Annotated in this window: 25 protein-coding genes; 20 read left to right on the plus strand and 5 right to left on the minus strand. The window is 44.9% G+C overall.

Annotated elements, in window-relative coordinates; genetic code table 11:
- Window positions 1-50 precede the first annotated feature (50 nt).
- The 7 genes from typA to ICN25_RS04290 all read left to right on the plus strand — a co-directional run bounded on the left by typA (window position 51) and on the right by ICN25_RS04290 (window position 6,965).
- On the plus strand, window positions 51-1,868 hold the full coding sequence (gene typA / locus ICN25_RS04260; RefSeq protein WP_215377400.1) for a translational GTPase TypA: 1,818 nt from the start codon (window positions 51-53) through the stop codon (window positions 1,866-1,868).
- Window positions 1,869-1,962: 94 nt separating this feature from the next.
- Complete coding sequence (locus tag ICN25_RS04265) at window positions 1,963-4,326, plus strand: Tex family protein (protein WP_216179273.1); 2,364 nt, start codon at window positions 1,963-1,965, stop codon at window positions 4,324-4,326.
- A 102-nt stretch (window positions 4,327-4,428) separates the two neighbouring features.
- Complete coding sequence (locus ICN25_RS04270; RefSeq protein WP_216179274.1) at window positions 4,429-4,758, plus strand: helix-turn-helix transcriptional regulator; 330 nt, start codon at window positions 4,429-4,431, stop codon at window positions 4,756-4,758.
- Window positions 4,755-5,234, plus strand: coding sequence for an arsenate reductase ArsC (locus tag ICN25_RS04275; RefSeq protein ID WP_216179276.1), 480 nt, complete (start codon window positions 4,755-4,757; stop codon window positions 5,232-5,234). Before ICN25_RS04270 ends, ICN25_RS04275 begins: the two co-directional genes overlap by 4 nt.
- A complete protein-coding gene (gene arsB / locus ICN25_RS04280) occupies window positions 5,231-6,274 on the plus strand; it encodes an ACR3 family arsenite efflux transporter (RefSeq protein WP_216179278.1) in 1,044 nt (347 codons plus the stop codon). The genes ICN25_RS04275 and arsB overlap by 4 nt, the downstream gene beginning before the upstream one ends.
- 71 nt (window positions 6,275-6,345) lie before the next feature.
- The gene (locus ICN25_RS04285; protein WP_216179280.1) at window positions 6,346-6,669 is read left to right on the plus strand and encodes a type II toxin-antitoxin system RelE/ParE family toxin; all 324 of its coding nucleotides are present in this window, start codon (window positions 6,346-6,348) and stop codon (window positions 6,667-6,669) included.
- A 38-nt stretch (window positions 6,670-6,707) separates the two neighbouring features.
- Window positions 6,708-6,965: a helix-turn-helix domain-containing protein gene (locus ICN25_RS04290; RefSeq protein WP_370623599.1), complete on the plus strand. Its 258-nt coding sequence runs from the start codon at window positions 6,708-6,710 to the stop codon at window positions 6,963-6,965.
- Window positions 6,966-6,993: 28 nt separating this feature from the next.
- On the opposite strand, the gene ICN25_RS04295 is transcribed toward ICN25_RS04290, so the two are convergent.
- The 3 genes from ICN25_RS04295 to ICN25_RS04305 form a co-directional block, all read right to left on the minus strand.
- Window positions 6,994-7,230, minus strand: a complete 237-nt coding sequence (locus ICN25_RS04295) for a hypothetical protein (RefSeq protein ID WP_216179283.1) — start codon at window positions 7,228-7,230, stop codon at window positions 6,994-6,996.
- 71 nt (window positions 7,231-7,301) lie between these two features.
- On the minus strand, window positions 7,302-7,727 hold the full coding sequence (locus ICN25_RS04300) for a universal stress protein (RefSeq protein WP_216179285.1): 426 nt from the start codon (window positions 7,725-7,727) through the stop codon (window positions 7,302-7,304).
- Window positions 7,728-7,839: 112 nt separating this feature from the next.
- Window positions 7,840-8,613: a TSUP family transporter gene (locus ICN25_RS04305; protein ID WP_216179287.1), complete on the minus strand. Its 774-nt coding sequence runs from the start codon at window positions 8,611-8,613 to the stop codon at window positions 7,840-7,842.
- Window positions 8,614-8,727: 114 nt separating this feature from the next.
- On the opposite strand from ICN25_RS04305, the gene ICN25_RS04310 reads away from it, so the two are divergent.
- From ICN25_RS04310 to ICN25_RS04325, 4 genes are all read left to right on the plus strand, one after another.
- The gene (locus ICN25_RS04310; RefSeq protein WP_216179289.1) at window positions 8,728-9,624 is read left to right on the plus strand and encodes a pseudouridine synthase; all 897 of its coding nucleotides are present in this window, start codon (window positions 8,728-8,730) and stop codon (window positions 9,622-9,624) included.
- Window positions 9,625-9,723: 99 nt separating this feature from the next.
- On the plus strand, window positions 9,724-10,041 hold the full coding sequence (locus tag ICN25_RS04315; RefSeq protein ID WP_216179291.1) for a hypothetical protein: 318 nt from the start codon (window positions 9,724-9,726) through the stop codon (window positions 10,039-10,041).
- Window positions 10,038-10,892, plus strand: a complete 855-nt coding sequence (locus ICN25_RS04320) for a GGDEF domain-containing protein (protein WP_216179293.1) — start codon at window positions 10,038-10,040, stop codon at window positions 10,890-10,892. The genes ICN25_RS04315 and ICN25_RS04320 overlap by 4 nt, the downstream gene beginning before the upstream one ends.
- A 105-nt stretch (window positions 10,893-10,997) precedes the next feature.
- On the plus strand, window positions 10,998-11,246 hold the full coding sequence (locus ICN25_RS04325) for a hypothetical protein (protein WP_216179295.1): 249 nt from the start codon (window positions 10,998-11,000) through the stop codon (window positions 11,244-11,246).
- Window positions 11,247-11,293: 47 nt separating this feature from the next.
- On the opposite strand, the gene ICN25_RS09945 is transcribed toward ICN25_RS04325, so the two are convergent.
- Window positions 11,294-12,763, minus strand: a complete 1,470-nt coding sequence (locus ICN25_RS09945) for a PAS domain-containing protein (RefSeq protein ID WP_255536670.1) — start codon at window positions 12,761-12,763, stop codon at window positions 11,294-11,296.
- On the minus strand, window positions 12,756-14,753 hold the full coding sequence (locus ICN25_RS04335) for an ATP-binding protein (protein ID WP_216179297.1): 1,998 nt from the start codon (window positions 14,751-14,753) through the stop codon (window positions 12,756-12,758). Before ICN25_RS04335 ends, ICN25_RS09945 begins: the two co-directional genes overlap by 8 nt.
- 94 nt (window positions 14,754-14,847) lie before the next feature.
- Between ICN25_RS04335 and ICN25_RS04340 the strand changes: the two genes are divergently transcribed.
- The 9 genes from ICN25_RS04340 to ICN25_RS04380 all read left to right on the plus strand — a co-directional run bounded on the left by ICN25_RS04340 (window position 14,848) and on the right by ICN25_RS04380 (window position 20,627).
- Window positions 14,848-15,318 carry a DUF4124 domain-containing protein gene (locus tag ICN25_RS04340; RefSeq protein WP_216179299.1) on the plus strand — a complete coding sequence of 157 codons (471 nt, stop codon included), beginning with the start codon at window positions 14,848-14,850 and terminating at the stop codon, window positions 15,316-15,318.
- A 167-nt stretch (window positions 15,319-15,485) separates the two neighbouring features.
- Window positions 15,486-16,013 carry a prepilin-type N-terminal cleavage/methylation domain-containing protein gene (locus ICN25_RS10000; RefSeq protein WP_216179300.1) on the plus strand — a complete coding sequence of 176 codons (528 nt, stop codon included), beginning with the start codon at window positions 15,486-15,488 and terminating at the stop codon, window positions 16,011-16,013.
- 42 nt (window positions 16,014-16,055) lie between these two features.
- Window positions 16,056-16,508: a type II secretion system protein gene (locus tag ICN25_RS04350; RefSeq protein ID WP_216179302.1), complete on the plus strand. Its 453-nt coding sequence runs from the start codon at window positions 16,056-16,058 to the stop codon at window positions 16,506-16,508.
- 8 nt (window positions 16,509-16,516) lie between these two features.
- Window positions 16,517-17,293 carry an A24 family peptidase gene (locus ICN25_RS04355; protein WP_216179304.1) on the plus strand — a complete coding sequence of 259 codons (777 nt, stop codon included), beginning with the start codon at window positions 16,517-16,519 and terminating at the stop codon, window positions 17,291-17,293.
- Complete coding sequence (locus ICN25_RS04360; protein ID WP_216179306.1) at window positions 17,294-18,295, plus strand: type IV pilus twitching motility protein PilT; 1,002 nt, start codon at window positions 17,294-17,296, stop codon at window positions 18,293-18,295.
- A complete protein-coding gene (locus ICN25_RS04365) occupies window positions 18,292-18,864 on the plus strand; it encodes a Tfp pilus assembly protein FimT/FimU (RefSeq protein WP_216179308.1) in 573 nt (190 codons plus the stop codon). Before ICN25_RS04360 ends, ICN25_RS04365 begins: the two co-directional genes overlap by 4 nt.
- Window positions 18,864-19,352: a prepilin-type N-terminal cleavage/methylation domain-containing protein gene (locus ICN25_RS04370; RefSeq protein ID WP_216179310.1), complete on the plus strand. Its 489-nt coding sequence runs from the start codon at window positions 18,864-18,866 to the stop codon at window positions 19,350-19,352. Before ICN25_RS04365 ends, ICN25_RS04370 begins: the two co-directional genes overlap by 1 nt.
- On the plus strand, window positions 19,349-20,017 hold the full coding sequence (locus ICN25_RS04375) for a PilW family protein (protein WP_216179312.1): 669 nt from the start codon (window positions 19,349-19,351) through the stop codon (window positions 20,015-20,017). The genes ICN25_RS04370 and ICN25_RS04375 overlap by 4 nt, the downstream gene beginning before the upstream one ends.
- On the plus strand, window positions 19,998-20,627 hold the full coding sequence (locus ICN25_RS04380; RefSeq protein WP_216179314.1) for a hypothetical protein: 630 nt from the start codon (window positions 19,998-20,000) through the stop codon (window positions 20,625-20,627). The genes ICN25_RS04375 and ICN25_RS04380 overlap by 20 nt, the downstream gene beginning before the upstream one ends.
- Window positions 20,628-20,636 lie beyond the last annotated feature (9 nt).

Raw genomic sequence — 20,636 nt, forward strand, 5'->3', positions numbered from 1 at the left:
CATTCAACCCCTTTATTTATTAACCTTATTCTTAACTTCAGAAGCTTCACATGACTAAACGCGCACTTCGTAATATCGCCATCATCGCCCACGTTGACCACGGTAAAACTACTTTGGTTGACCAACTCTTGCGCCAATCTGGCACATTCCGTTCAAATGAAAAAATGACCGAACGCGTCATGGACTCAAACGACTTAGAAAAAGAGCGTGGCATTACTATTTTGTCCAAGAACTGTGCGGTGGAGTATGACGGCACACACATCAACATCGTAGACACACCAGGACACGCCGACTTCGGTGGTGAAGTAGAGCGTGTGCTCTCCATGGTTGACGGTGTTTTGCTCTTAGTTGATGCGGTTGAAGGCCCAATGCCACAAACTCGTTTCGTAACTAAGAAAGCTCTGGCTCTCGGTTTGAAGCCTATCGTTGTGATTAACAAGGTTGATCGTCCAGGTGCTCGTACAGACTATGTGATCAATGCAACTTTTGAATTGTTTGACAAATTAGGCGCAACTGAAGAGCAGTTAGATTTCCCAGTTGTGTATGCGTCTGGTCTGAATGGCTATGCTGGCTTGACTGATGATGTTCGCGAAGGCGATATGCGCCCATTGTTTGACACTGTGCTCAAGCATGTTCCAGTACGTGATGACAATCCAGAAGGTCCTTTGCAGTTGCAGATTACTTCTATTGAATACAGTACTTACGTAGGTAAGATCGGTGTAGGCCGCGTAAACCGTGGAACAGTGAAACCATTGATGGATGTGGTTTTCATGGACGGTCCTGATGGCGTTCAACGTAAAGGCCGTATTAACCAAGTATTGAAGTTCCGTGGTTTAGAGCGTGAATTGGTTGATGAAGCTCAAGCTGGAGACATCGTATTGGTAAACGGTATTGAAGATTTGGCGATCGGAACAACGATCTGTGCTCCAGATGTTCCAGAAGCATTGCCAATGCTCAAGATTGATGAACCTACTTTGACCATGAACTTCATGGTGAACACTAGCCCATTAGCTGGTCGTGAAGGTAAGTTTGTTACTAGTCGTCAGATTCGTGAGCGTTTAGACCGCGAATTGAAATCCAATATGGCTTTGCGTGTAAAAGAAACTGACGATGACACCGTGTTTGAAGTGTCTGGTCGCGGCGAATTACACCTCACCATCTTGGTAGAAACAATGCGTCGTGAAGGTTACGAGTTGGCAGTTTCCCGTCCACGTGTTGTTTTCCATGAAGTAGATGGCGTGAAGATGGAGCCGTACGAGAACTTAACGGTTGACGTAGAAGACACGACTCAAGGTGCCGTAATGGAAGACTTGGGTAAGCGTAAAGGTGAATTGCTAGACATGGTGAGTGACGGTAAAGGTCGCACACGTCTTGAGTACCGTATTCCTGCGCGTGGTTTGATCGGCTTCCAAGGCGATTTCATGACTATGACTCGCGGTAACGGTTTGATGAGCCACACATTTGATTCTTATGCACCTGCAAAAGATGGTATCTTGGGTGAGCGTCATAACGGCGTATTGATCAGTCAAGATGATGGCGAAGCAGTTGCTTATGCTTTGTGGAAATTGCAAGACCGTGGCCGTATGTTTGTGAGCCCTGGCGATCCTTTGTATGAAGGTATGGTTATCGGTATTCATAGCCGTGACAATGACTTGGTTGTTAACCCAATTAAGGGTAAGCAATTAACCAACGTTCGCGCATCTGGTACTGACGAAGCAGTGCGCTTGGTAACACCAATCGCAATGAACCTTGAGTACGCTGTTGAATTTATCGATGATGATGAATTGGTCGAAGTAACGCCGAAGAGTATTCGTATTCGTAAGCGCTACCTCAAGGAGCATGAGCGTAAAAAAGCATCACGCGACTAAGCTACTTCAAGCTACACAACAAAAGTCACCTCCGGGTGGCTTTTGTTCTTCATTGAAATCCATATTCCAAAAATAATAGTAAAAATAGATCCTCATGCTGCCATCCATTGAACAACGCCTTGCCCAAGAGTTATCCGCTAAACCCGCTCAAGTAGCTGCTGCTATTGCACTGATGGATGAGGGTGCAACAGTTCCTTTTATTGCTCGTTACCGCAAAGAGGCAACGGGTGGTTTGGATGACACGCAATTGCGTTTACTAGAGGATCGTCTAGGTTATTTACGCGAGCTAGAAGAGCGTCGCAAAGCCATTGTTGCTTCGATTGAAGAGCAGGGCAAGATGACTCCCGAGCTACTCAAAGCCATCATGTTGGCTGAGGATAAGACCCGCCTGGAAGATCTCTATCTCCCTTACAAGCTCAAGCGTCGCACTAAGGCGCAAATTGCCCTAGAGGCCGGTTTAGAGCCTCTAGCAAATGATTTATTGGCTAACCCCATGCTGGATCCCGAAGTGGAGGCTGCTAAATATCTCAAAGAAGCATTCACATCCGATCAAGGTGACAACCCTGGTGTAGCAGACACCAAAGCTGCTCTTGAAGGTGCGCGTCAGATTTTGATGGAGCGCTTTGCAGAAGACGCTGGCTTAGTGCAATCACTAAGAGCCTATTTACAAGAGCATGGCGTTGTGGAATCCAAAGTTATTGCTGGCAAAGAGCAAGAGGGTGAGAAATTCGCAGACTACTTTGACTACTCAGAGCCCGTCTCCGCAATTCCGTCACATCGTGCTCTAGCTTTATTTAGGGGTCGTCGTGAGCAAATGTTGATGGTGAATTTGCGCCTAGACACCGAAGAAGAAAAACCCAAATGGGATGCGCCTCATAATCCATGTGAATCCCGCATTGCTAACCAATTTAAGATTAAAAATGAAGGCCGCCCTGCAGACCAGTGGTTAGCAGAGACTGTGCGCTGGACTTGGCGTATTAAATGCTCCATGCATTTGGAGTCAGAGTTAATGAGTGCTTTGCGTGAGCGTTCTGAGGCAGAGGCAATTAATGTCTTTGCTCGTAACCTCAAAGATTTGCTGTTGGCAGCACCTGCAGGACCAAAGGTCACCATTGGCCTAGATCCTGGTATGAGAACGGGTGTGAAGGTAGCTGTTGTGGATGCTACTGGTAAGGTAGTCGATACGGATGTCATTTACCCGCACCAGCCTAAGAACGACTGGGATGGCTCATTACATACTCTTGCGAAATTAGCTGAGAAACACAAGGCGACTTTAATCTCGATCGGCAACGGAACCGCCTCACGTGAGACAGATAAGTTGGCGCAAGATTTAATTAAAGCTAAACCTGAACTCAAGCTCACCAAGATTGTTGTATCAGAAGCGGGTGCATCGGTTTATTCAGCCTCTGAGTACGCTTCCAAAGAATTACCCGGCATGGATGTGTCTTTGCGCGGGGCAGTATCGATTGCGAGAAGATTGCAAGATCCGTTGGCTGAATTGGTGAAGATTGATCCGAAGTCGATTGGTGTTGGTCAGTATCAGCATGATGTAATGCAGACTCAATTGGCTAAGTCACTAGTTGCGGTTGTAGAGGATTGCGTAAACGCGGTTGGTGTGGATGTGAACACAGCTTCTGCGCCTTTGCTGGCAAGGGTCTCAGGCCTCAGTAGCACCGTTGCAGAAGGCATCGTGACGTACCGAGATAGCAATGGCGCCTTTCAGACACGGGCAGATTTACGCAGCGTGCCACGCTTAGGGGAGAAGACTTTTGAGCAGGCGGCTGGTTTCTTGCGCATCATGAACGGGACAGACCCTCTAGATGCATCAGCAGTGCATCCAGAATCCTATCCCTTGGTGGAGAAGATCCTGAAAGATATTAAGAAGGGCGTCAAAGAAGTAATTGGTGATGCAACTATTCTGAAAGGTCTTAGCCCAGAAAAGTATGCCGATGAGAAGTTTGGTGTTCCAACTGTCACTGACATCATCAAGGAATTAGAAAAGCCAGGTCGAGACCCGCGTCCTGAGTTCACTACGGCAACCTTTAAAGACGGCGTAGAAAAAATCAGCGACCTTAAGGCCAACATGATTCTGGAAGGTGTTGTTACTAACGTTGCAGCCTTTGGCGCATTTGTAGACATTGGTGTTCACCAGGATGGACTCGTCCATATCTCCGCGCTAGCCAATACCTTTGTTAAAGACCCACACAGCGTAGTTAAAGCAGGGCAGGTCGTTAAAGTGAAAGTGCTAGAGGTAGATGAAAAGCGTAAGCGTATTGCATTGACTATGCGACTCTCTGATGAAGCGCCTAAATCTACTCCAGGCGCAAAGCCAGAGCCAAGGGTAAATCGTCCAGGCACTCCAAGATCCCCAGAAGCTAGAAAGCCTCAGGAAGATAGGCGATCGGCACCCCCAATCAATAATGCGATGGCGGCTGCTTTTGGAAAGCTAAAGAAGTAATAAGACAAATAAAAGAAAGATAATAGAAAAGGGGGCGAAAGCCCCCTTATCTTTATTGGCATCCGTCATAAATCTGTAATATATTTCTATATAATTGGAAATATGAAAAATACAGATGCGGTTGCAGCATTCTTGGCCTTGGGGCAGGAGTCCCGATTAAATATCTTTCGCCTCATTGTCCAAATGGGTGATATTGGTTTAACGCCTACCCAAATCATTGAAAAGCTGGGTATTCCTAATGCAACCTTGAGCTTTCATTTAAAAGAATTACTGCAGGCCAATTTGCTCCTGGTTGAGCGTCAAAGTCGCAACCTCATCTATCGCCCAAATGCGGCTCTAGTCCAAGACCTCAGCACCTTCCTTCTTGATAGCTGTTGTGGCGGTAAATCCTGCACCCCTGAAAAAATCACACGCAAGACTAAGTCAACATGAAAACCTATAACATTCTCTTTTTATGTACTCACAATTCCGCTAGATCTATTTTGGGTGAAGCCTTGGCCTCAACTCATCCTAGCGGTAAGTTTGTAGGATATTCAGCTGGATCAACACCAGGCACTTGCGTCAATCCGATCGCTGCAGATATAGCAGTGGAGCTTGGAATGGATCGCACTCTACTGAAGTCAAAAAGTTGGGATGTATTTGGCGAGCCCAATGCGCCAAAGATGGATTTCATCATCACGGTTTGTGACAATGCGGCTGGTGAGGTTTGCCCATTCTGGCCCGGTCAACCAGCCACTGCGCATTGGGGTTTTCCGGACCCTTCACAAGTGCAGGGTAGCGATCTTGAGAAGAGGGCTGCCTTCATAGAGGTTATGAACGGCCTCAAGAAAAGATTGGATATCTTAGCTGCGATGCCGCTCGACAAATTGGATTCTATGAGTCTTAAAGAGGTGCATACAAAAGCATGAATACCTTAACTAAAAAACTCTCCTTTCTTGATCGCTACCTCACGGTATGGATCTTTGCTGCAATGGCCTTTGGCATTGGACTGGGCCACTTCATGCCTGGTATTGAAGGATTTGTTAATTCCTTCCAGATGGGAACAACAAATATCCCAATCGCTATTGGCCTGATCTTAATGATGTACCCGCCGTTTGCCAAAGTGCGTTACGAGGATTTGCCAGATGTTTTTAAGGACAAGCGCATATTCCTGATCTCATTGCTTATGAATTGGATTATTGCTCCAACATTAATGTTCTTTTTGGCGATTACCTTTGTCCCAGATCAGCCTGAATATATGGCAGGCTTGATTTTGATTGGTATAGCGCCTTGTATTGCGATGGTGATCGTTTGGAATGATTTGGCAAAAGGCTCTACTGAATATGCGGCTGGCTTAGTAGCTTTTAACGCAATCTTTCAGGTTCTATTCTTTAGCGTTTATGCGTATTTCTTTCTCACTGTGTTGCCGCCTTACTTTGGCTTAGCTGCATCTAATGTCAGCGTAAGCATGGGGCAGATTGCAGAGAGCGTCTTTATCTACCTTGGTGTACCTTGCATTGCAGGCATCTTGACTCGTGTAGTGATGTTGAAGTTCATCTCCAAAGATCGGTATCACGAGCAGTTCGTGCCGCGTATCGGTAAGCTCACTTTGATTGCATTACTATTTACTATCGTAGTCATGTTTAGTCTTAAGGGTAATTTGATCCTCACTTTACCTATGGATGTAGTCACTATTGCCGTTCCTCTTCTTGTCTTCTTCCTTATCATGTTCTTACTGACATTCTTTGTGGCTGGCAGAATGGGGATTGACTATAAGCGTTGCTGCACACTCTCATTTACAGCCTCTAGCAATAACTTTGAGCTGGCCATTGCTGTTGCTATTGCAGTATTTGGCATCAACTCTGGAGCTGCCTTTGCGGCAGTCATAGGCCCTCTAGTAGAAGTACCCATCATGATTGGCTTGGTAACTGTGGCTTTGTGGTTTAAGGATCGCTTCTTTGCGGTCTAAATAGCCCTGGGGCTGGATGGCCCTTGCATAACATGGTTGTTTGATGATAACATATTTGTTAGCATCAATGAATGAACTATTCCATTCGCTATTACAGTTCCGATGTATTGGAGCAGATATTTAATTTACCCATTTCTTTGCAGGCACGGTACATTGCTTTAACTCAGCGCATGATTGAATATGGGCCGCATTTGGGATTGCCGCATACCGATTCATTTGGCGGTGGGTTGTTTGAGTTAAGGCTAAAAGGTGCCGAGGGAATCGCTAGAGTTTTCTTTTGCACATTGGTGGATCGAGAGATCGTAATGTTGCATAGCTTTATTAAGAAGTCGCAGAAAACTCCTGACCGGGAGTTAAAGCTAGCGAAGTTGAGAATGAAGGAGTTGAAGTTATGAAGACAAAGCCGTTAAGTCATAAGCAGGCCGTTGCCAAGATGTTAAAAAACTCTGCAGTTAAGACTGAGGTTGAGAGATTAAATAAAGAAGAGTTTGCTATTCTTGATGAAATTCTTCAGGCCCGTAAAGCTGCAGGCCTATCCCAGGCTGAAGTGGCCCGTAGAATGGGTACACAAGCTCCCGCTATAGCTAGGTTGGAAAGCTCTTTGGCAACCGGAAAGCATTCCCCAAGCTTAAACACGCTTCGAAAATATGCTGCGGCCTTAGGTAAGAAAGTTGAATTACATCTGGTTTAAGGAATAAACCATTTGGAGCTCTTATTAGTTATGCCCTATAAGGTCTAACCAGCGCCTCTAAGCCAAAGGCATCACTCGTATGCCTGAGCTCATCAATCGATGTTCTCAGCTTCTTGAGCTCCCCGCAAGATAACTTGCGTAATTTTTTGCGATCCATGCCGTATGTGTCCACTAGATAACGAGCTCTAGACAGACATATCTGAAGGCGAATAAGCCAGTACACGGCAAAAATTGCTGGCGCGAACAAGAGAAACAAAATGCTCATTTAGTAACCCATAAAAAAGGCCGTCGCATGGACGGCCTATTGAAGTTAATTCGTCGAATTAACCTTGGTGCTTATTTGATCAACAAAACAGGCTGCTTAGCTGCATTGGCTACTTTTTGAGCAACTGAGCCCATGAGAGCATCAACAATACCGCTTCTACCTTTAGAGCCCATGACGATGAGGTCAAATTTTTCTTTATTGGCTAGGGCGATGATTTCATTAGCAACGTTACCGCGCTTAATCACCATGCTGTGTTTCACGCCAGCAACATCGAGTGCCTTCTGTGCTGGCTTGAGCTCTTTTTCGCTCACTTCGCGAAGGTAGTCATCAACCACGCTTTTGGCAACAAATTGCTTCACATGACCAAGGCCAATATCGTCATGAATGCTGACCAATGTCACGGTGCATTTGCTACGTAAATCTCTGGCTAACTTACCAACATACTTGGCTGCATTGAGCGAAGATTTAGAGCCGTCAACTGGTAATAGAATTTTCATAACACCCTCATTTCTTTAATAAATAAACAAAACTCGATAAGTTCAATTTACTCTTTAAATGCTTATAAATCTACGAATAACCCACTAATTTATTTATCTATTGATTAAGTGGTTATTTAAGAAAGGCGTCGTAGAAGGTTTTAATGATGAGGATGGTCACCAAAATAAAGAAGCCCTTGCGTATGAAGGCATTTCCATGTTTGATTGCAATCTTGGTCCCAATTTGACCGCCTACAAGATTGGCGCTAGCCATGAGTAAACCGAGTTTCCAGTCAAAATAGCCAAGATAGAAAAACACGCATAGTGCACCGAGATTGGAGGCAATATTCAAATACTTTGCAGGGGCTGCAGACCGTAAAAAATCAAACCCCAATACACGGGTATAGAAAAGCTTATAAAAGGCACCCGCTCCTGGCCCTAGGAAACCATCATAAAAACCAATGATGCCAGCACCAGTAGAGGCGATGGCTTTTTGCTTACGGTGATCATGCTTAGGTGCATGAACCAGGCCAGCGCTAGATTTGATATTAAAGATTAATAGCGCTATCAATAAAAATGGCAGGGCAGCTCTAAGCCACTCTGTTGGCAAGCGGGTTACGAGGTACGCACCAGCCACAGAAGCAAAGAAGGCAAACGCTGAAGAAATAATCACAAGACCCCATGGACTCTTGTTGGCGCGGCTGTACTGAATGGCCGAGCCAATCGTTCCAATGATTGAGCCAAATTTGTTGACTGAGAGTAGGGTAGCTGGTGGAAAGCCTGGCAGAACTGCAAAAAGAGCTGGGACTTGAATCATGCCACCACCACCAATAATGGAGTCAACCAGACCCGCAAATAAGGCGCAGGCAAGCAATAGGCTGAGGTCGAAAACGGAGAGTTCAAGCATAGTGTCTATTGTTCTTCTAGTTCTTTTAAGTGGTGCCAGCCTATTTTAGAGGGGTTTTATTGGGATGTATTCAGAATGGTGCTCCAGCTGGATTGACTGGATAATCTAGTGCATATGAAAGTCAATTCTGAAGGAGTTTCCTCATCAAGGGTGTATTTGCCTGCTGGGCAGAACTACGCTTGTTTGCTCGACTTCTTTATTGCCAATTTTCCGCATATTGATCAAGGTGAGTGGGAGGCCCGTTTTGCAGAGGGCTTGGTAATGACTGTGGATGGAGTTCCAATCCAGGCTAATGATGCCTATCTTCCGAATACCCACTTGTTATATTTCAGACGCTTGGCACGTGAGCCAGAAATTCCTTTTGAGGAAGTCATCCTATTTCAGGATGAGCATATTTTGGTTGCTGATAAACCCCATTTTTTACCAGTAACACCAAGTGGACTTTATCTTCATCAAACCTTACTCAATCGCCTAAAGAAAAAAACGGGTATTCAAGATCTCAGCCCCATTCATCGAATTGATCGTGATACTGCAGGCTTAGTTATTTTTTCAGTAAATCCAAAAGAGCGTGCGCAATACCAGAATCTGTTTAGAGATCGCGTAGTCAAAAAAATCTATGAAGCTATTGCGCCGTACTCAGAAGGGCTCGTCAATAAATTACCTATGACTTATCAAAGCAGGTTAGAAGAGTCCGAACACTTTCTTCAAATGCAAGAGATAGATGGCGAGGCTAATGCTGATACCTTGATCGAGTTGTTAGAAATATCAAAGCCCTGGGCTAGGTACCGCCTTACTCCTGGCAGCGGAAAGAAGCACCAATTGCGTTGCCATCTCAATAGCCTGGGAATACCTATTCGGCATGACCAGATCTATCCCATCCTGACCCCTTATCAGGAATATGAATTGGACTTCTCTAAGCCCTTACAGTTGTTGGCTGGGGAAGTTGCTTTCCTGGACCCCATCACAGGTGAAATGCGCCATTTCATAACTAAAAAAACCTTAAGCAACTGATTTTTATAGGGAAATATAAAAAAAGATAGGGTCAATATACGCCCTAAAAATGTGCATAGAAATTAGAAGTATATTAGCTCTTAGGCTAATATCCTGTGCATGATGTCTAAACCCCGTTACCGCTGGCTGTTAAATCGTCTGAGGCGCCAGCCTGGTGGTTTAGAGGAGTGCAGCCCAGACCTGATTGTTGAGTATTCCAGAGCCACTGGGGCCAAGATGCTTTATCGCCTGAATGACTATCCACGCTGCCCACAATTAATCCGTGATTTTGGTAAGTTGGTACAGCACAAATTAGTAGTACGTAAAAGATCATTTCTATATGACCTTAATGGATCGATGGTGGGTCCGCGCAGCACCTATGTTTATCGTTTGACTCCTGCTGCTGAAAATTTCACTACTTGGGTTGATCGAGAATGAGGCAAGCGATTGGAAGTGTTGATAGTCCGTTTGGAATCAAGCCAAAAATAGCGGTAATGCTGGGGTTTGGTTTGCTGATTTTGATTTTAATGATCGACATCCTATCGCCTGATGATTACCGATTTGTTTTGCTCTATTTATTTCCCGCGGCAATCATTGCATTAAATGCAAAGTCACTAAAGACGGTGATCGCAGCTCTGATCATTGCAGTCTTATTTGAGAATTACTTTCTTTTTAGAGATGAATATTTCCCGCTCTACTTTACGAAGATAGAGATATTGAATATCTCAATTCGTTTTCTGGCAACGCTATTAATACTGTGGTTGGCCAGGTCACTAAGGCGTAGTCAATTGCGCGTGAATCTTTTGGCAAATACCGATTCATTAACCGGTTTGTGGAATAGGCGCTGGGCTCGAATCTTTATAGAGCAGGCGATTGCAGCTTTAGAGACGGCGAAGCAGCCTTTTTCTGTAGCCCTAATTGATGTCAATGACTTTAAGAAGATTAATGATCTTCGGGGGCATGTGGTTGGCGATCAAGTTCTTGTGATAATTGCACAATTGATGATGTCTTTTTCTTCTGATAAGGCGGTATTTTTTCGATTGGGTGGTGATGAATTCTTAATTGTTGCGCCAAAATTAAATGAGCCAGAGATGAAACAGCTCTGCGGAGATATTGTGGCAACAGTAAATCAGGCCATGAAGGATGCGGGATACCCGGTCAGCTTAAGCATTGGGGTGGCAAGCTACAGCGAGGATACAAAGTCGGTTTCTGAAATATTGCACGACGTGGACCTGGAGATGTATCGCAATAAAACAGAGCTCAAAAAATACGATCAGCCCAATCAGTAATTCAATGCTCTTAAGCATCCCGCTAAAAGAAATTCCACCCATATCCCCTAGATTTCTATAAAGTGGGCTTAATGCTGTAAAGAACCACTTAATAGGAAAGTACAAATGAGTAAAGAAATTCTAGGGGCGGATGGCCTTCCAGGGCATGACTATTTCTTAGATGCCGTTAATCACATTGATGAGGCTGTAGCAAACAATACGATTGCAGCCAGTGCGGCTAAGGGTTTGGTCTTTAGCTTGGTGGAAACTTTGGGCGCTATGGTGGGTGACCCTGATTTGCCGAGTCACCTCAAGTCTGGCTACATGGGTGCATTGGATCTTGCGGTGGAATTAGAGGCTAAGCTTGCAAAGTAGGCTTTAAGAAGAAAACTACACACCCCTTACTCTGGGGAATTCCAAGGCTAGTCTTTGCTTAATTCATCCATGAATTTGCTGCAGAAGATGTAGAGCTCAAGGCGACCGCGTACGCCGAGTTTTTCATAGATCGATGCTAGGTGATTCCGGAGGGTGTGCTCGCTAATATGCAGCCTATCCGCGATTTCCTTAAGGGTGACTTCACTATTGCCTGCAACTGCTTTAACAACGCTAAATTCCTTGTCAGTCAAGGCGTCTAAAGTTGTTTTTTGACTGCTAATATCGCGTTGCATACACAGCCAGTGTGTAATTTCATCATCCTTATCCTGAATGGGGGACATATTGAGGTCGACCCAAAATTCAGACTTGTTGGTGTCGTAGTTCACCATCTCAACTCGTACTGGTTTCTTATTGATTAAGCCTTTATTGATCTTCTCTAGAGCGGCATTCTGGGTATTAGGTCCGTACAAAATATCCATGGTTTTGCCAATGGCAAATTCTTTGGTGTAGCCAGTCTTGCGTTCGAAGATATCGTTGACGTAAACAATGCGTGGGCCGCCTGCTGTTTTCGGTCTGGCATCGGTAATGATGGCCACATCATCTGCCTGTGAAATGCAGGCATCCAATAGACGCAGTTGGTTTTGTAGTTCGTAAGTTTGGGTAATGTCTTGGATGGTGCCAATCATTTTACTTGGCGCATTGTTGGCATCAAACTCCCAATATCCAGCTGCAATGCTCCAAACATATTGATGGGGTCCGCCCTTTTGAAACTGGCAGATTAGCTCAAATGGTTTCTTAGTTTTGCTGGCTCCTGAAACGCATTGATTGAAATGCACTGCAGAGTCTTGTGAGAAGAGTTTGCAGAAATCAGCATAGCTATGACTGTAGTCAGCTGGGATTTGGAATAGGGCATCCAAACTCTCAGAGCGTTTTACTTCTTGGTCCGTATGGCTTAATGTGTAATGGCCAACGCGGGCAATTTCCTGTGCGGTCTGCAAGAGATTCTGATTTTCAATCAGAAGCTGCTCTGCCTCTTGGCGATTTACCAGTGTTTCCACCATTTGCTGTACTTCAATATTGTCAAACGGCTTTTTGAGAATCAGGAAGCGATCACGACGTGAGAGTTGTGCTCGAATCTCATCCCAAGAATAGTCGGAGTAGGCTGTGCATAAAACGATCTGAAGCTGTGAATCTGCCAGCCAAAGATTCTTAATGGTTTCAAGTCCACCCCAACCGTTTGGCATCCTCATGTCTACAAAAGTGATGATGTATGGCCAGCCCTCGGCAATCGCGGACTTTACTTTTTCAACGCCATCTTGGCCTCGGAGGGCAAAGTCAATTTGATAGTCGCCGATATCCATCTTTTCGCGTTCATCGCCAAAAATGGAGCTTGCCAAATCAATTAACTCCTTTGCAGGCGCATTGCTTGGGCAAAGCACTTTGCAGAAGTCTTCGTAAATTGCCGGGTTATCGTCAATTACAAGAATTCTTTTAAGCTTGGATCTGGATTTAGACATTAGTACCCGAAGACTGTTTTGGTAGTGTAAGTATAAAAGTTGCCCCCTTGTCCTTGCCCGAACTAAATGCTTGCAGGGTTCCGTTCATCTCATTGGCTGCGATGGCGCTAGCATGGAGGCCTAAGCCATGGCCAAAGGGCTTGGTGGTAAAGCCGTAGCCAAATAGCTTATTAAGGACTTCAGGTTCAATGCCAGTACCGTTATCCGATACTTCAATTTGAATTCCCTCATTCTTATTATTAAAGCTGGTGATTTTGAGGGTTTTAGGATTATTTGAACCAGCAATCAATGACTCTTCTGCGTTCATGATCAGATTCAGTAGGATTTGAGTGATCTTGCTGCGATCACCGGTCCATTCCAGTCCTGGCTCATTGTCCATTGACACCAGAATTTGAGCATTCTTGAAATTAGTAACGTAAAAGCTCAAGCAATTATTAATTAAGTCGGAAACATTGATGATTTCATCAATGCCTAGTTTTCCGCTCAGTGATTGTTGGCGACTCACGATCTCGCGAATATGAGCAACGCTTTCTTGCAGTTGTTTGGTTTCTGAAAGTAGGGTGGCATTCTCCATCTTCCATTGTTCAGAAAGCATGCCAATTAGCTTAGGTAATTGTTTGCCTTTTTCATCACCATTGAGGAAGGAGGATAAATCTTCTTCATTGGCCTTCAACATATCCGCAATCTTGGGCAGGGAATGGAGCGGCGTACTTTTGATTTCAGAATTAATGGTGGTGACAGCGACGTTAATGCTGTTAAGTGCATTACCAACGTTATGAATCACGCTATTTGCTACTTCAGCCATGCCTGCGCGATGTGAAACATCAGCGATATAAGTGTTTAGTCGCGCCAATTCTTCTTGAGCTAGCTTTCTGTCTGATACTTCACGGGAGAGCTCTACGGTGCGCTCCTTCACCCTGACCTCTAGACGCTCATGAGCTCTTGTCAATTCTTTTTGCGCTGCAATTCGCTCGGTCAGCTCAGCATTAATTTTGTGATTTGCTTTTAATAGTAGGTGAATGCTTAGCGCCAAGATAATGAGGCTAGCTGCAGCCGATATCCAAATCCATCGCTCGTTTTCGTACCAGCTTTGAAGGTAGACATCTTCATTCACTTCTGCTGTAACAATAAAAGGATAGTTTTTAACTATACGTGTAGCCACCATCCGGCCGATATCGGATTGATTATTGAGTGGGTTAGCTTCACTACTCTGAAAGACTCCGTTACTCAGCTTGAGATCCTTCACCATTTTCATGGTTTCACTATCCGCACGTTTTTGCCCAACCGCATTCTCAACAAAAGGCCAGCGAGTCATCACTGTAAAGTCATCTCTATAGAGGCTAATAGATGAGCCTTTGCCTAAATTTTCTCCAACACTTGCATAAAATTTGGAAAAGACCTCTGAGGAGATGCCAACTACTATTAAGCCAAGGAACTCACCATTCCGGTTGTAGAGCTTGCGAGTGAGGTAGAAGATCCAGTCTTTATTCGTTCTATTCTGAATGGGAACGCTATAGAAAGTACCTTCGCCGGTGGCTAGCTGGGCATTTAGAAAGTAATCGCGATCGGCAATATTGATCTTCGGTGTTGGATAGGATCTCGAGTAGTTAAGAATCTCACCTTTGTTATCTATATAGGCAGCTACATTAATCAGTGGGTTGGAGTTCGTCTTTTGCACTAAATAGACAAACTGACTCTCTTTGCTGGCAAATTCCCGAAAATGGCGCTCGTCTTCCACCTTGGCCGCCTTCACCTCTTGGGTGATGCTATCTAGAGCAGTATTAGCGGAGTAGAGGGTTTGGCTGACCTGCGCTGATAGGGTGAGCGTCAGATTGTCGAGTTGTTTGGTCCACTCCTGGGTGCTGTTTTCTCGGATTGAGAAAGCAGAGATGATGGCTGTGGCGATGATGATGGCCGCTAAGATTGCGCCCACCCCCAGAATCAAGGGATTCTCTCCGCCTTTCAGTAAGTAGACTAGTCGTTTATTCATTTTCTAAAGGGAGTGTAGAGGTTTTTATAGTTCAAGGCGCTATTTTGGCTTATAGTTTCCTCATTATTAAAGTTTGCATTTAAAGGGGTTTGTTTTGCATCTGAAAAATGGTTTGATTGTTGCTTTTGCCATCCCTTTGGCTCTCTTGGCTTTGCCGACCAATGCTGATGTTTATCGCTGCGCTACTGATAACGGCTCAGTGACCTTATCGAATGTAGAAAAAGGACAAAACTGTAAAAAGATGGCGCTGCCACCACCAGAGGCCAAGCGCTCAACTCCAGCAAAATCCGACTCTGCACCAAAGGCTGCTCCAGCTGCCGATATCAAGCCTGCTGATAAGCCTAAAAGCACCTATGACACCGCGGCCTCAGAGCGCAAGAGAATTATTCAGGAGGAGATGGATTTAGAGAAGGTGCGCTTAAATGCAGTGCAATCCCGTATTAAGGATTTGGCAGCCGCCCCTAATAAAACTCCCGACCAAGTGAAGGATTTGGTGGCTTTGCAGCAAAAGGAAAACTTGCACTCAAGTAATTTGCAGATTTTGCAAAAAGAATTAAATAAATAAGGCTATTAGCTCAAAGGCTTACAGATATTCACCTAGTAGATTGCTACTAATCTTGCATCTTTAGTACCTAAGTACTATTCATTAAGAACCCCCCTCGTTCAAAACTACGTTCATGTTGTTGAAAGTAGTTGAATTTTTTCTATTGAACGTTTTTCTCAGGGGGTTATATGCATTCAAAATCTAAACAATCAGGCTTTACCTTGATTGAATTGCTGGTGGTGATCGCCATCATCGGTATTCTCACGGCCATTGGTATTCCAATGTACTCGGGCTATCAAACATCTGCAAAAGTATCCGCAACTAAGCAAAACTTCGATTCAATGAAGACCTTCTTTGCTGGTGAGATCACTAAATGTAGCGCAGGTCTCGCACCAATTCTGAATGATCAAAAAGCGGCTCCAGCTGTAGTTAACTGCCCGGCTGACTTAGCAACATTGGCAACACCGCAAGCCTACTTCATTGCTTACTCTAACAAGACTATGAAGAACCCGTACAACAATACGGACACAGCTCCAGCTCAAACTGGTGCAGCTTCAGCTAGCGTAGCAAATGCTGGTCGTTTGTTCGTAAACGCTTCTGATGCTAACTGTACTCAAGGCTTGTCAGTTCAGACGGTGATTCAGGATTTGTCGAATACGACCACAACGACGTACATCGCCTATCCATCCGCTTCTGAGTGCATCTCAGTTCAATAAGACTTGGAGCTAGGCAAATGATTCTGTTTGCTTGGCAAGCCTATGAAAAATATTCAGAGCCAAATTGGTGTGACCTTAATGGAGCTAGTGGTAACGCTCGCCATTTTGGGAGTACTCGCTGCCGTAGGCACACCAGTTTTGCTTGGGAATATTCGGGCAGCAAAAAATGCTGAGGCTCAAAATACATTAAAAGCGATTTATTTGATGCAAAAGAATTACTTTGTAGAAAATTATTGCTACTACGTAAATTCTGGTGCAGGAGATAACACTAGCTTGATCAATCAGAACTTACTTGGTTCTTCTACGCCAAATTCTGGTCCGATTACCGTAGGTGGGAATAACGACTTTTATTTCTATATTGTCCCTGGGGCGGTTGGATCATCTGGAAGTTGTACTGGCACTAATGCAAACGATTACATTGCATATGCTCAATCACGTAGTGATACAAACCTGGTTTATTCATTGAACCAGCAGAATGTGAAGACGGGTTTCTAGGGGATTCAATGGGAAATTTTCCAGAAATCTTCGCTGCATCCGTGCTGGGGCTAATTTTCGGTAGCTTTTTGAATGTGGTGATTCATCGCCTACCAAAAGCAATCCTGAAAGATGCTGACGCATCCTTAAATTGCTTGCTATGGCCAGGCTCTACAGCCCCTTGCTGTGGTGAAAAATTGTATTGGTATGAAAACATCCCTGTTATTTCATGGCTAGTCCTTGGTGGGAATTGTGGCCACTGCAAAAAGCCGATTACACCTAGATACATTTTGGTTGAATTATTAACAGGTGTCGCATTTGCCTGGTCTATTTGGGTTTATGGCTTAGGTATTACCGGTAGCGTGTATGCGCTGTTCTTTGCCATGGCAATCACGCTTTTCTTTATTGATCTCGAAACCTTTTTACTGCCAGATCGTTTGACCTTGGCCATGTTATGGCTTGGTTTATCCGCAGCAGCAATGGGGTATTTGCCCATCTCTCCTGTTGATGCAATTTTGGGTGCATGTCTTGGCTACCTTTTGCCTTGGGCGATTAATGCGGTCTATTACGCTGTCCGTAAGCACGATGGATTTGGGGGCGGTGACTTCAAATTATTGGCGGCTTTTGGAGCTTGGCTTGGCTGGGCAGAAATCGTACCTATTCTTTGTGGCGCCAGCATTATCGGTTTGATAGTGATTGGGCTAGTGTCTATTGTGAAGCGCGAAAGATTGCTGATGAGCCAAGCACTTCCATTTGGACCTTTTTTAATCTTGTCGGGGCTGAGCTTCGTGATAGGCGGTGCATAAATGGAAATTATTGATAAGGCCTTGCATTACGTTGCTAATTACAAGCTTTCTGACTTGCATTTACATGTTAATGAGCCGGTTGCAATTCGAGTGGATGGAGAGATTCAGACATTTGCAGACGATATCGTTACTCAAGTTGACTTCGATGCCTTTATTAAGAACTGGTTAACTCAAGAACAGCGTATTAAGTTTATGGAGTGCTTCGACGCGGATCTTGCTGTTGAGTCTGGGGGCTATCGCTTTCGTGTAAATCTATTCAAAACATCTCAGGGCTTGGCTGCTGTGATGCGTAAGATTGAGAGCGAGATTCCAAGTTTTGATTCTTTGAGCCTACCTGCTGTAGCGCGCGATGTGATCGAGCAAGAAAATGGCTTGATTCTGGTGACGGGCCCAACTGGGTCTGGTAAGTCAACCACTCTGGCTGCGATGATTGATCGAATCAATCGCCATCGCCATGGGCACATCATTACGATCGAGGATCCCATTGAGTTCGTCCATCGCAATCAAAAGAGTGTGATCTCTCAGCGTGAGGTTGCCCGCGATACCTTATCTTTTTCATCTGCACTCCGAGCATCATTGCGTGAAGATCCGGATGTGATCTTGGTAGGGGAGTTGCGAGATTTAGAGACCATTCAGTTGGCCCTTACCGCCGCAGAGACTGGCCACTTGGTCTTTGGAACTTTGCATACCAGCGGTGCGCCAAACACAATCAACCGGATTATTGACGTCTTTCCTTCGCAGCAGCAGGATCAGGTGAGGGCACAACTGTCCCAGTCATTGCGTTTGGTAATGACTCAGCGCCTCTTAAGGCGCAAGGGTGGAGTAGGTCGAGTAGGCGCCTTTGAGGTAATGACATGCAACCCTGCCGTTCGCAATTTGATTCGTGAGAACAAAGTCTTTCAGATACCGAGTGTTATGCAGATGGCGCGTGGCGAGGGGATGATCACGATGGATGCTTCATTGCAGCAGTTAGCCCAAACAGGACAAATCGATCTGATATGAACCAACACGGCGTTACCTTCTTAGAAGTGATTGTGGTCATCGCTATTTTGATGATTGCCACTTCTTTGGTTTCGCCTAGCATAGGTGATTGGAGGCAAAAGCGTGCTTTGGAATCTGATTTTCATGCGATCTTGAGTCAGATTGATTATTTAAAAACTAGGGCAAGAACAATCAATGGCACGGCTACCTTGAATTGCCAGAGCAGTACCGGCTCTGGCACCAGCATGACTTATCAAGTCTCTAGTGCTGCGCAAAATAGCGTTTTAAGTATTGGCAATAATTTTTCTAATAATTTGGTTGAGAATCCTAGCTCTAAGGATCCTGCCTTCAATATCCTCAGCGGCAAATCGAGGGTGATATCCGCAATTTGTGGTGGATTACGTGGAATATTTATCTCTACTGGCCAGACTGGTATGGAAGGTAGTGGCTCGGCAATTGATATTGAGGTTGATCCAATTGCTAATAAGAATAAATATGGCGCCTATCGTGTTTTATTGAATCAGAGCACGGGCTTTATTCAGAAATTTAAGCTCAACGTTTCAACTGGTGCTTGGGTGGAGCTCGATTAATGATGACCCAGTCACTTTACCCCTCCCATTCTGCACAAGGGATGCTTGGCTTTACTCTGATAGAAGCTTTGGTGGCGATGGCCATCTTTACTATTGGGTTCAGCGGCCTATATTTCTTTTATCACTTATCTCAACATGCAATTGCTGATTCAGAGAAGCGCATGTACATCAATTTGATGGGCGATCGAATTATTCAGAAGATTGCCTCTGAGGGTCAAAGATCGGTTACGGATCCCTTAAACCCCTTTAATAATCCTTCTCAATATAGCGGAAGTTTAACTACCTGTAATTACCCCGCTACAGATAATCGTCAGTCCTGGTGCTTGGATCTTGCGAGCAATATTGGCCCTTTTAATCCAGCGTCACCAAAGGAGGTTCGCCAAGTCAATGTACAGAACGATGGTACGGGGCTGATTGTTGATGTCACACTGATTACATCTAGCGGAAGCGTTGGGGCCTACTTCACTCGCAAGTTGAGGCAGCTATGACACATTCTAGTCACGGCTATACCTTGGTAGAGATGCTTGTTGCTATGGCAGTGACATCTATAGTGTTGGCTGGTACTTATGCGGCCTACACATTTTTTGCTCAGCAACAACAATCATTGTTAGCCCAGACTGAGGTTGATCGTGGTGCGCTGAGGGCGATTGATTTAATGCAGTCCGATATTCGTATGGCTGGCTTTAAGGACTACTTTAATGCCAATGCTATGCCTGCAAGCCAAGCCATTGTCCTTGCTAGTAGCACTCCTGGGGATGTCCGTTTTGTATACGATGATTACGATAGCTCCGGTAATTTATATCGTGCTTTGGTGCGTTACTACTTAACTACATTCACTTCAACTACTGGACTTACGCGGAATCGTTTGTTGCGTGAATGGCGCAAATGCAATAACCCTAGTCAGATTTGTGACCTAAGCAACTCAACCCCCTTAACGGGCTCAACTAGTGGTGAGCCAGTCTTGGACTGGGTCAGTAATTTCTCTGTAAAGGGAATGAATCCAAGGGTATCGGGAAGTTTTGCCAATCAATTTCAAACGATTCAGGTGAATTTAGTGGTTGATTCTCCAAAAAAGATTGAGGGAACAGTCCGCAAAGTGAGCAAAAGCTTTACCTTTTTAGCGAGGGCTAAAAATGTCTCCATGGTCCCCTGATTCTCAAATGATTGCCACACATGCGCTGACCAATGTGTCTGGCCAGTCTGGGCTTGCGCTCGTTGTCAGCCTCGTTCTGCTATTGGTGCTTACTGCCATGGGGATGGGCTTGGCCTACGTTGCCTCAGTGCAGTCGGATTTGGTTGCCGCTGTGGCGAATAAACCATTGTCAATTGATGCCAGTGAAACCTGTTTTGATAATGCCGTGGAGTGGTTGTCCAAACCGGCCGGTCAAAGCTGGGTAAATGGTCTTGGTGCGCCGATTGATTTGGCCGTAAGCGGTGGCCCACTTGCTGGAAAAACAGTGCTAGGGGATACCGTTCCAGTAGGACAGTCTGATTCTCGCTCAGTTCAGTTTAAGACTCGCGCTGGACGTGCCGCTTATTCATCTTGCATTGTGGAAAAAATTTCATCTAGCACTAACGGTAGTTCTGGAAATGAAATTGGATCTTCCAATGGATATGGTGCTAGCAATTTTGTCTACACCATTCGCATGACTGCGGTTGGAAATTACAACGTTGCTTTCAATGGCACTGCAATTAACCCTAATTTTTGGCAATCGAATTCAAGCAAATCAGTGCTTGAAGCCGTTGTTCAATACACGCCATAAAGGGGGAAC

The organism is Polynucleobacter sp. 80A-SIGWE, assembly GCF_018882295.1.
Lineage (GTDB): Bacteria > Pseudomonadota > Gammaproteobacteria > Burkholderiales > Burkholderiaceae > Polynucleobacter.

Coding starts and splice junctions, on each gene's coding strand:
- ICN25_RS04275 (WP_216179276.1), top strand. CDS start 4,755: ATGAAAACCTATAACATTCTCTTTTTATGTACTCACAATTCCGCTAGA.
- ICN25_RS04370 (WP_216179310.1), top strand. CDS start 18,864: ATGATGACCCAGTCACTTTACCCCTCCCATTCTGCACAAGGGATGCTT.
- ICN25_RS04335 (WP_216179297.1), bottom strand. CDS start 14,753: ATGAATAAACGACTAGTCTACTTACTGAAAGGCGGAGAGAATCCCTTG.
- ICN25_RS04295 (WP_216179283.1), bottom strand. CDS start 7,230: ATGAGCATTTTGTTTCTCTTGTTCGCGCCAGCAATTTTTGCCGTGTAC.
- ICN25_RS04300 (WP_216179285.1), bottom strand. CDS start 7,727: ATGAAAATTCTATTACCAGTTGACGGCTCTAAATCTTCGCTCAATGCA.
- ICN25_RS04310 (WP_216179289.1), top strand. CDS start 8,728: ATGAAAGTCAATTCTGAAGGAGTTTCCTCATCAAGGGTGTATTTGCCT.
- ICN25_RS09945 (WP_255536670.1), bottom strand. CDS start 12,763: ATGTCTAAATCCAGATCCAAGCTTAAAAGAATTCTTGTAATTGACGAT.
- ICN25_RS10000 (WP_216179300.1), top strand. CDS start 15,486: ATGCATTCAAAATCTAAACAATCAGGCTTTACCTTGATTGAATTGCTG.
- ICN25_RS04375 (WP_216179312.1), top strand. CDS start 19,349: ATGACACATTCTAGTCACGGCTATACCTTGGTAGAGATGCTTGTTGCT.
- ICN25_RS04320 (WP_216179293.1), top strand. CDS start 10,038: ATGAGGCAAGCGATTGGAAGTGTTGATAGTCCGTTTGGAATCAAGCCA.
- ICN25_RS04325 (WP_216179295.1), top strand. CDS start 10,998: ATGAGTAAAGAAATTCTAGGGGCGGATGGCCTTCCAGGGCATGACTAT.
- ICN25_RS04365 (WP_216179308.1), top strand. CDS start 18,292: ATGAACCAACACGGCGTTACCTTCTTAGAAGTGATTGTGGTCATCGCT.
- ICN25_RS04360 (WP_216179306.1), top strand. CDS start 17,294: ATGGAAATTATTGATAAGGCCTTGCATTACGTTGCTAATTACAAGCTT.
- ICN25_RS04305 (WP_216179287.1), bottom strand. CDS start 8,613: ATGCTTGAACTCTCCGTTTTCGACCTCAGCCTATTGCTTGCCTGCGCC.
- ICN25_RS04290 (WP_370623599.1), top strand. CDS start 6,708: ATGTTAAAAAACTCTGCAGTTAAGACTGAGGTTGAGAGATTAAATAAA.
- ICN25_RS04265 (WP_216179273.1), top strand. CDS start 1,963: ATGCTGCCATCCATTGAACAACGCCTTGCCCAAGAGTTATCCGCTAAA.
- ICN25_RS04270 (WP_216179274.1), top strand. CDS start 4,429: ATGAAAAATACAGATGCGGTTGCAGCATTCTTGGCCTTGGGGCAGGAG.
- ICN25_RS04315 (WP_216179291.1), top strand. CDS start 9,724: ATGATGTCTAAACCCCGTTACCGCTGGCTGTTAAATCGTCTGAGGCGC.
- ICN25_RS04285 (WP_216179280.1), top strand. CDS start 6,346: ATGAACTATTCCATTCGCTATTACAGTTCCGATGTATTGGAGCAGATA.
- typA (WP_215377400.1), top strand. CDS start 51: ATGACTAAACGCGCACTTCGTAATATCGCCATCATCGCCCACGTTGAC.
- arsB (WP_216179278.1), top strand. CDS start 5,231: ATGAATACCTTAACTAAAAAACTCTCCTTTCTTGATCGCTACCTCACG.
- ICN25_RS04380 (WP_216179314.1), top strand. CDS start 19,998: ATGTCTCCATGGTCCCCTGATTCTCAAATGATTGCCACACATGCGCTG.
- ICN25_RS04355 (WP_216179304.1), top strand. CDS start 16,517: ATGGGAAATTTTCCAGAAATCTTCGCTGCATCCGTGCTGGGGCTAATT.
- ICN25_RS04350 (WP_216179302.1), top strand. CDS start 16,056: ATGAAAAATATTCAGAGCCAAATTGGTGTGACCTTAATGGAGCTAGTG.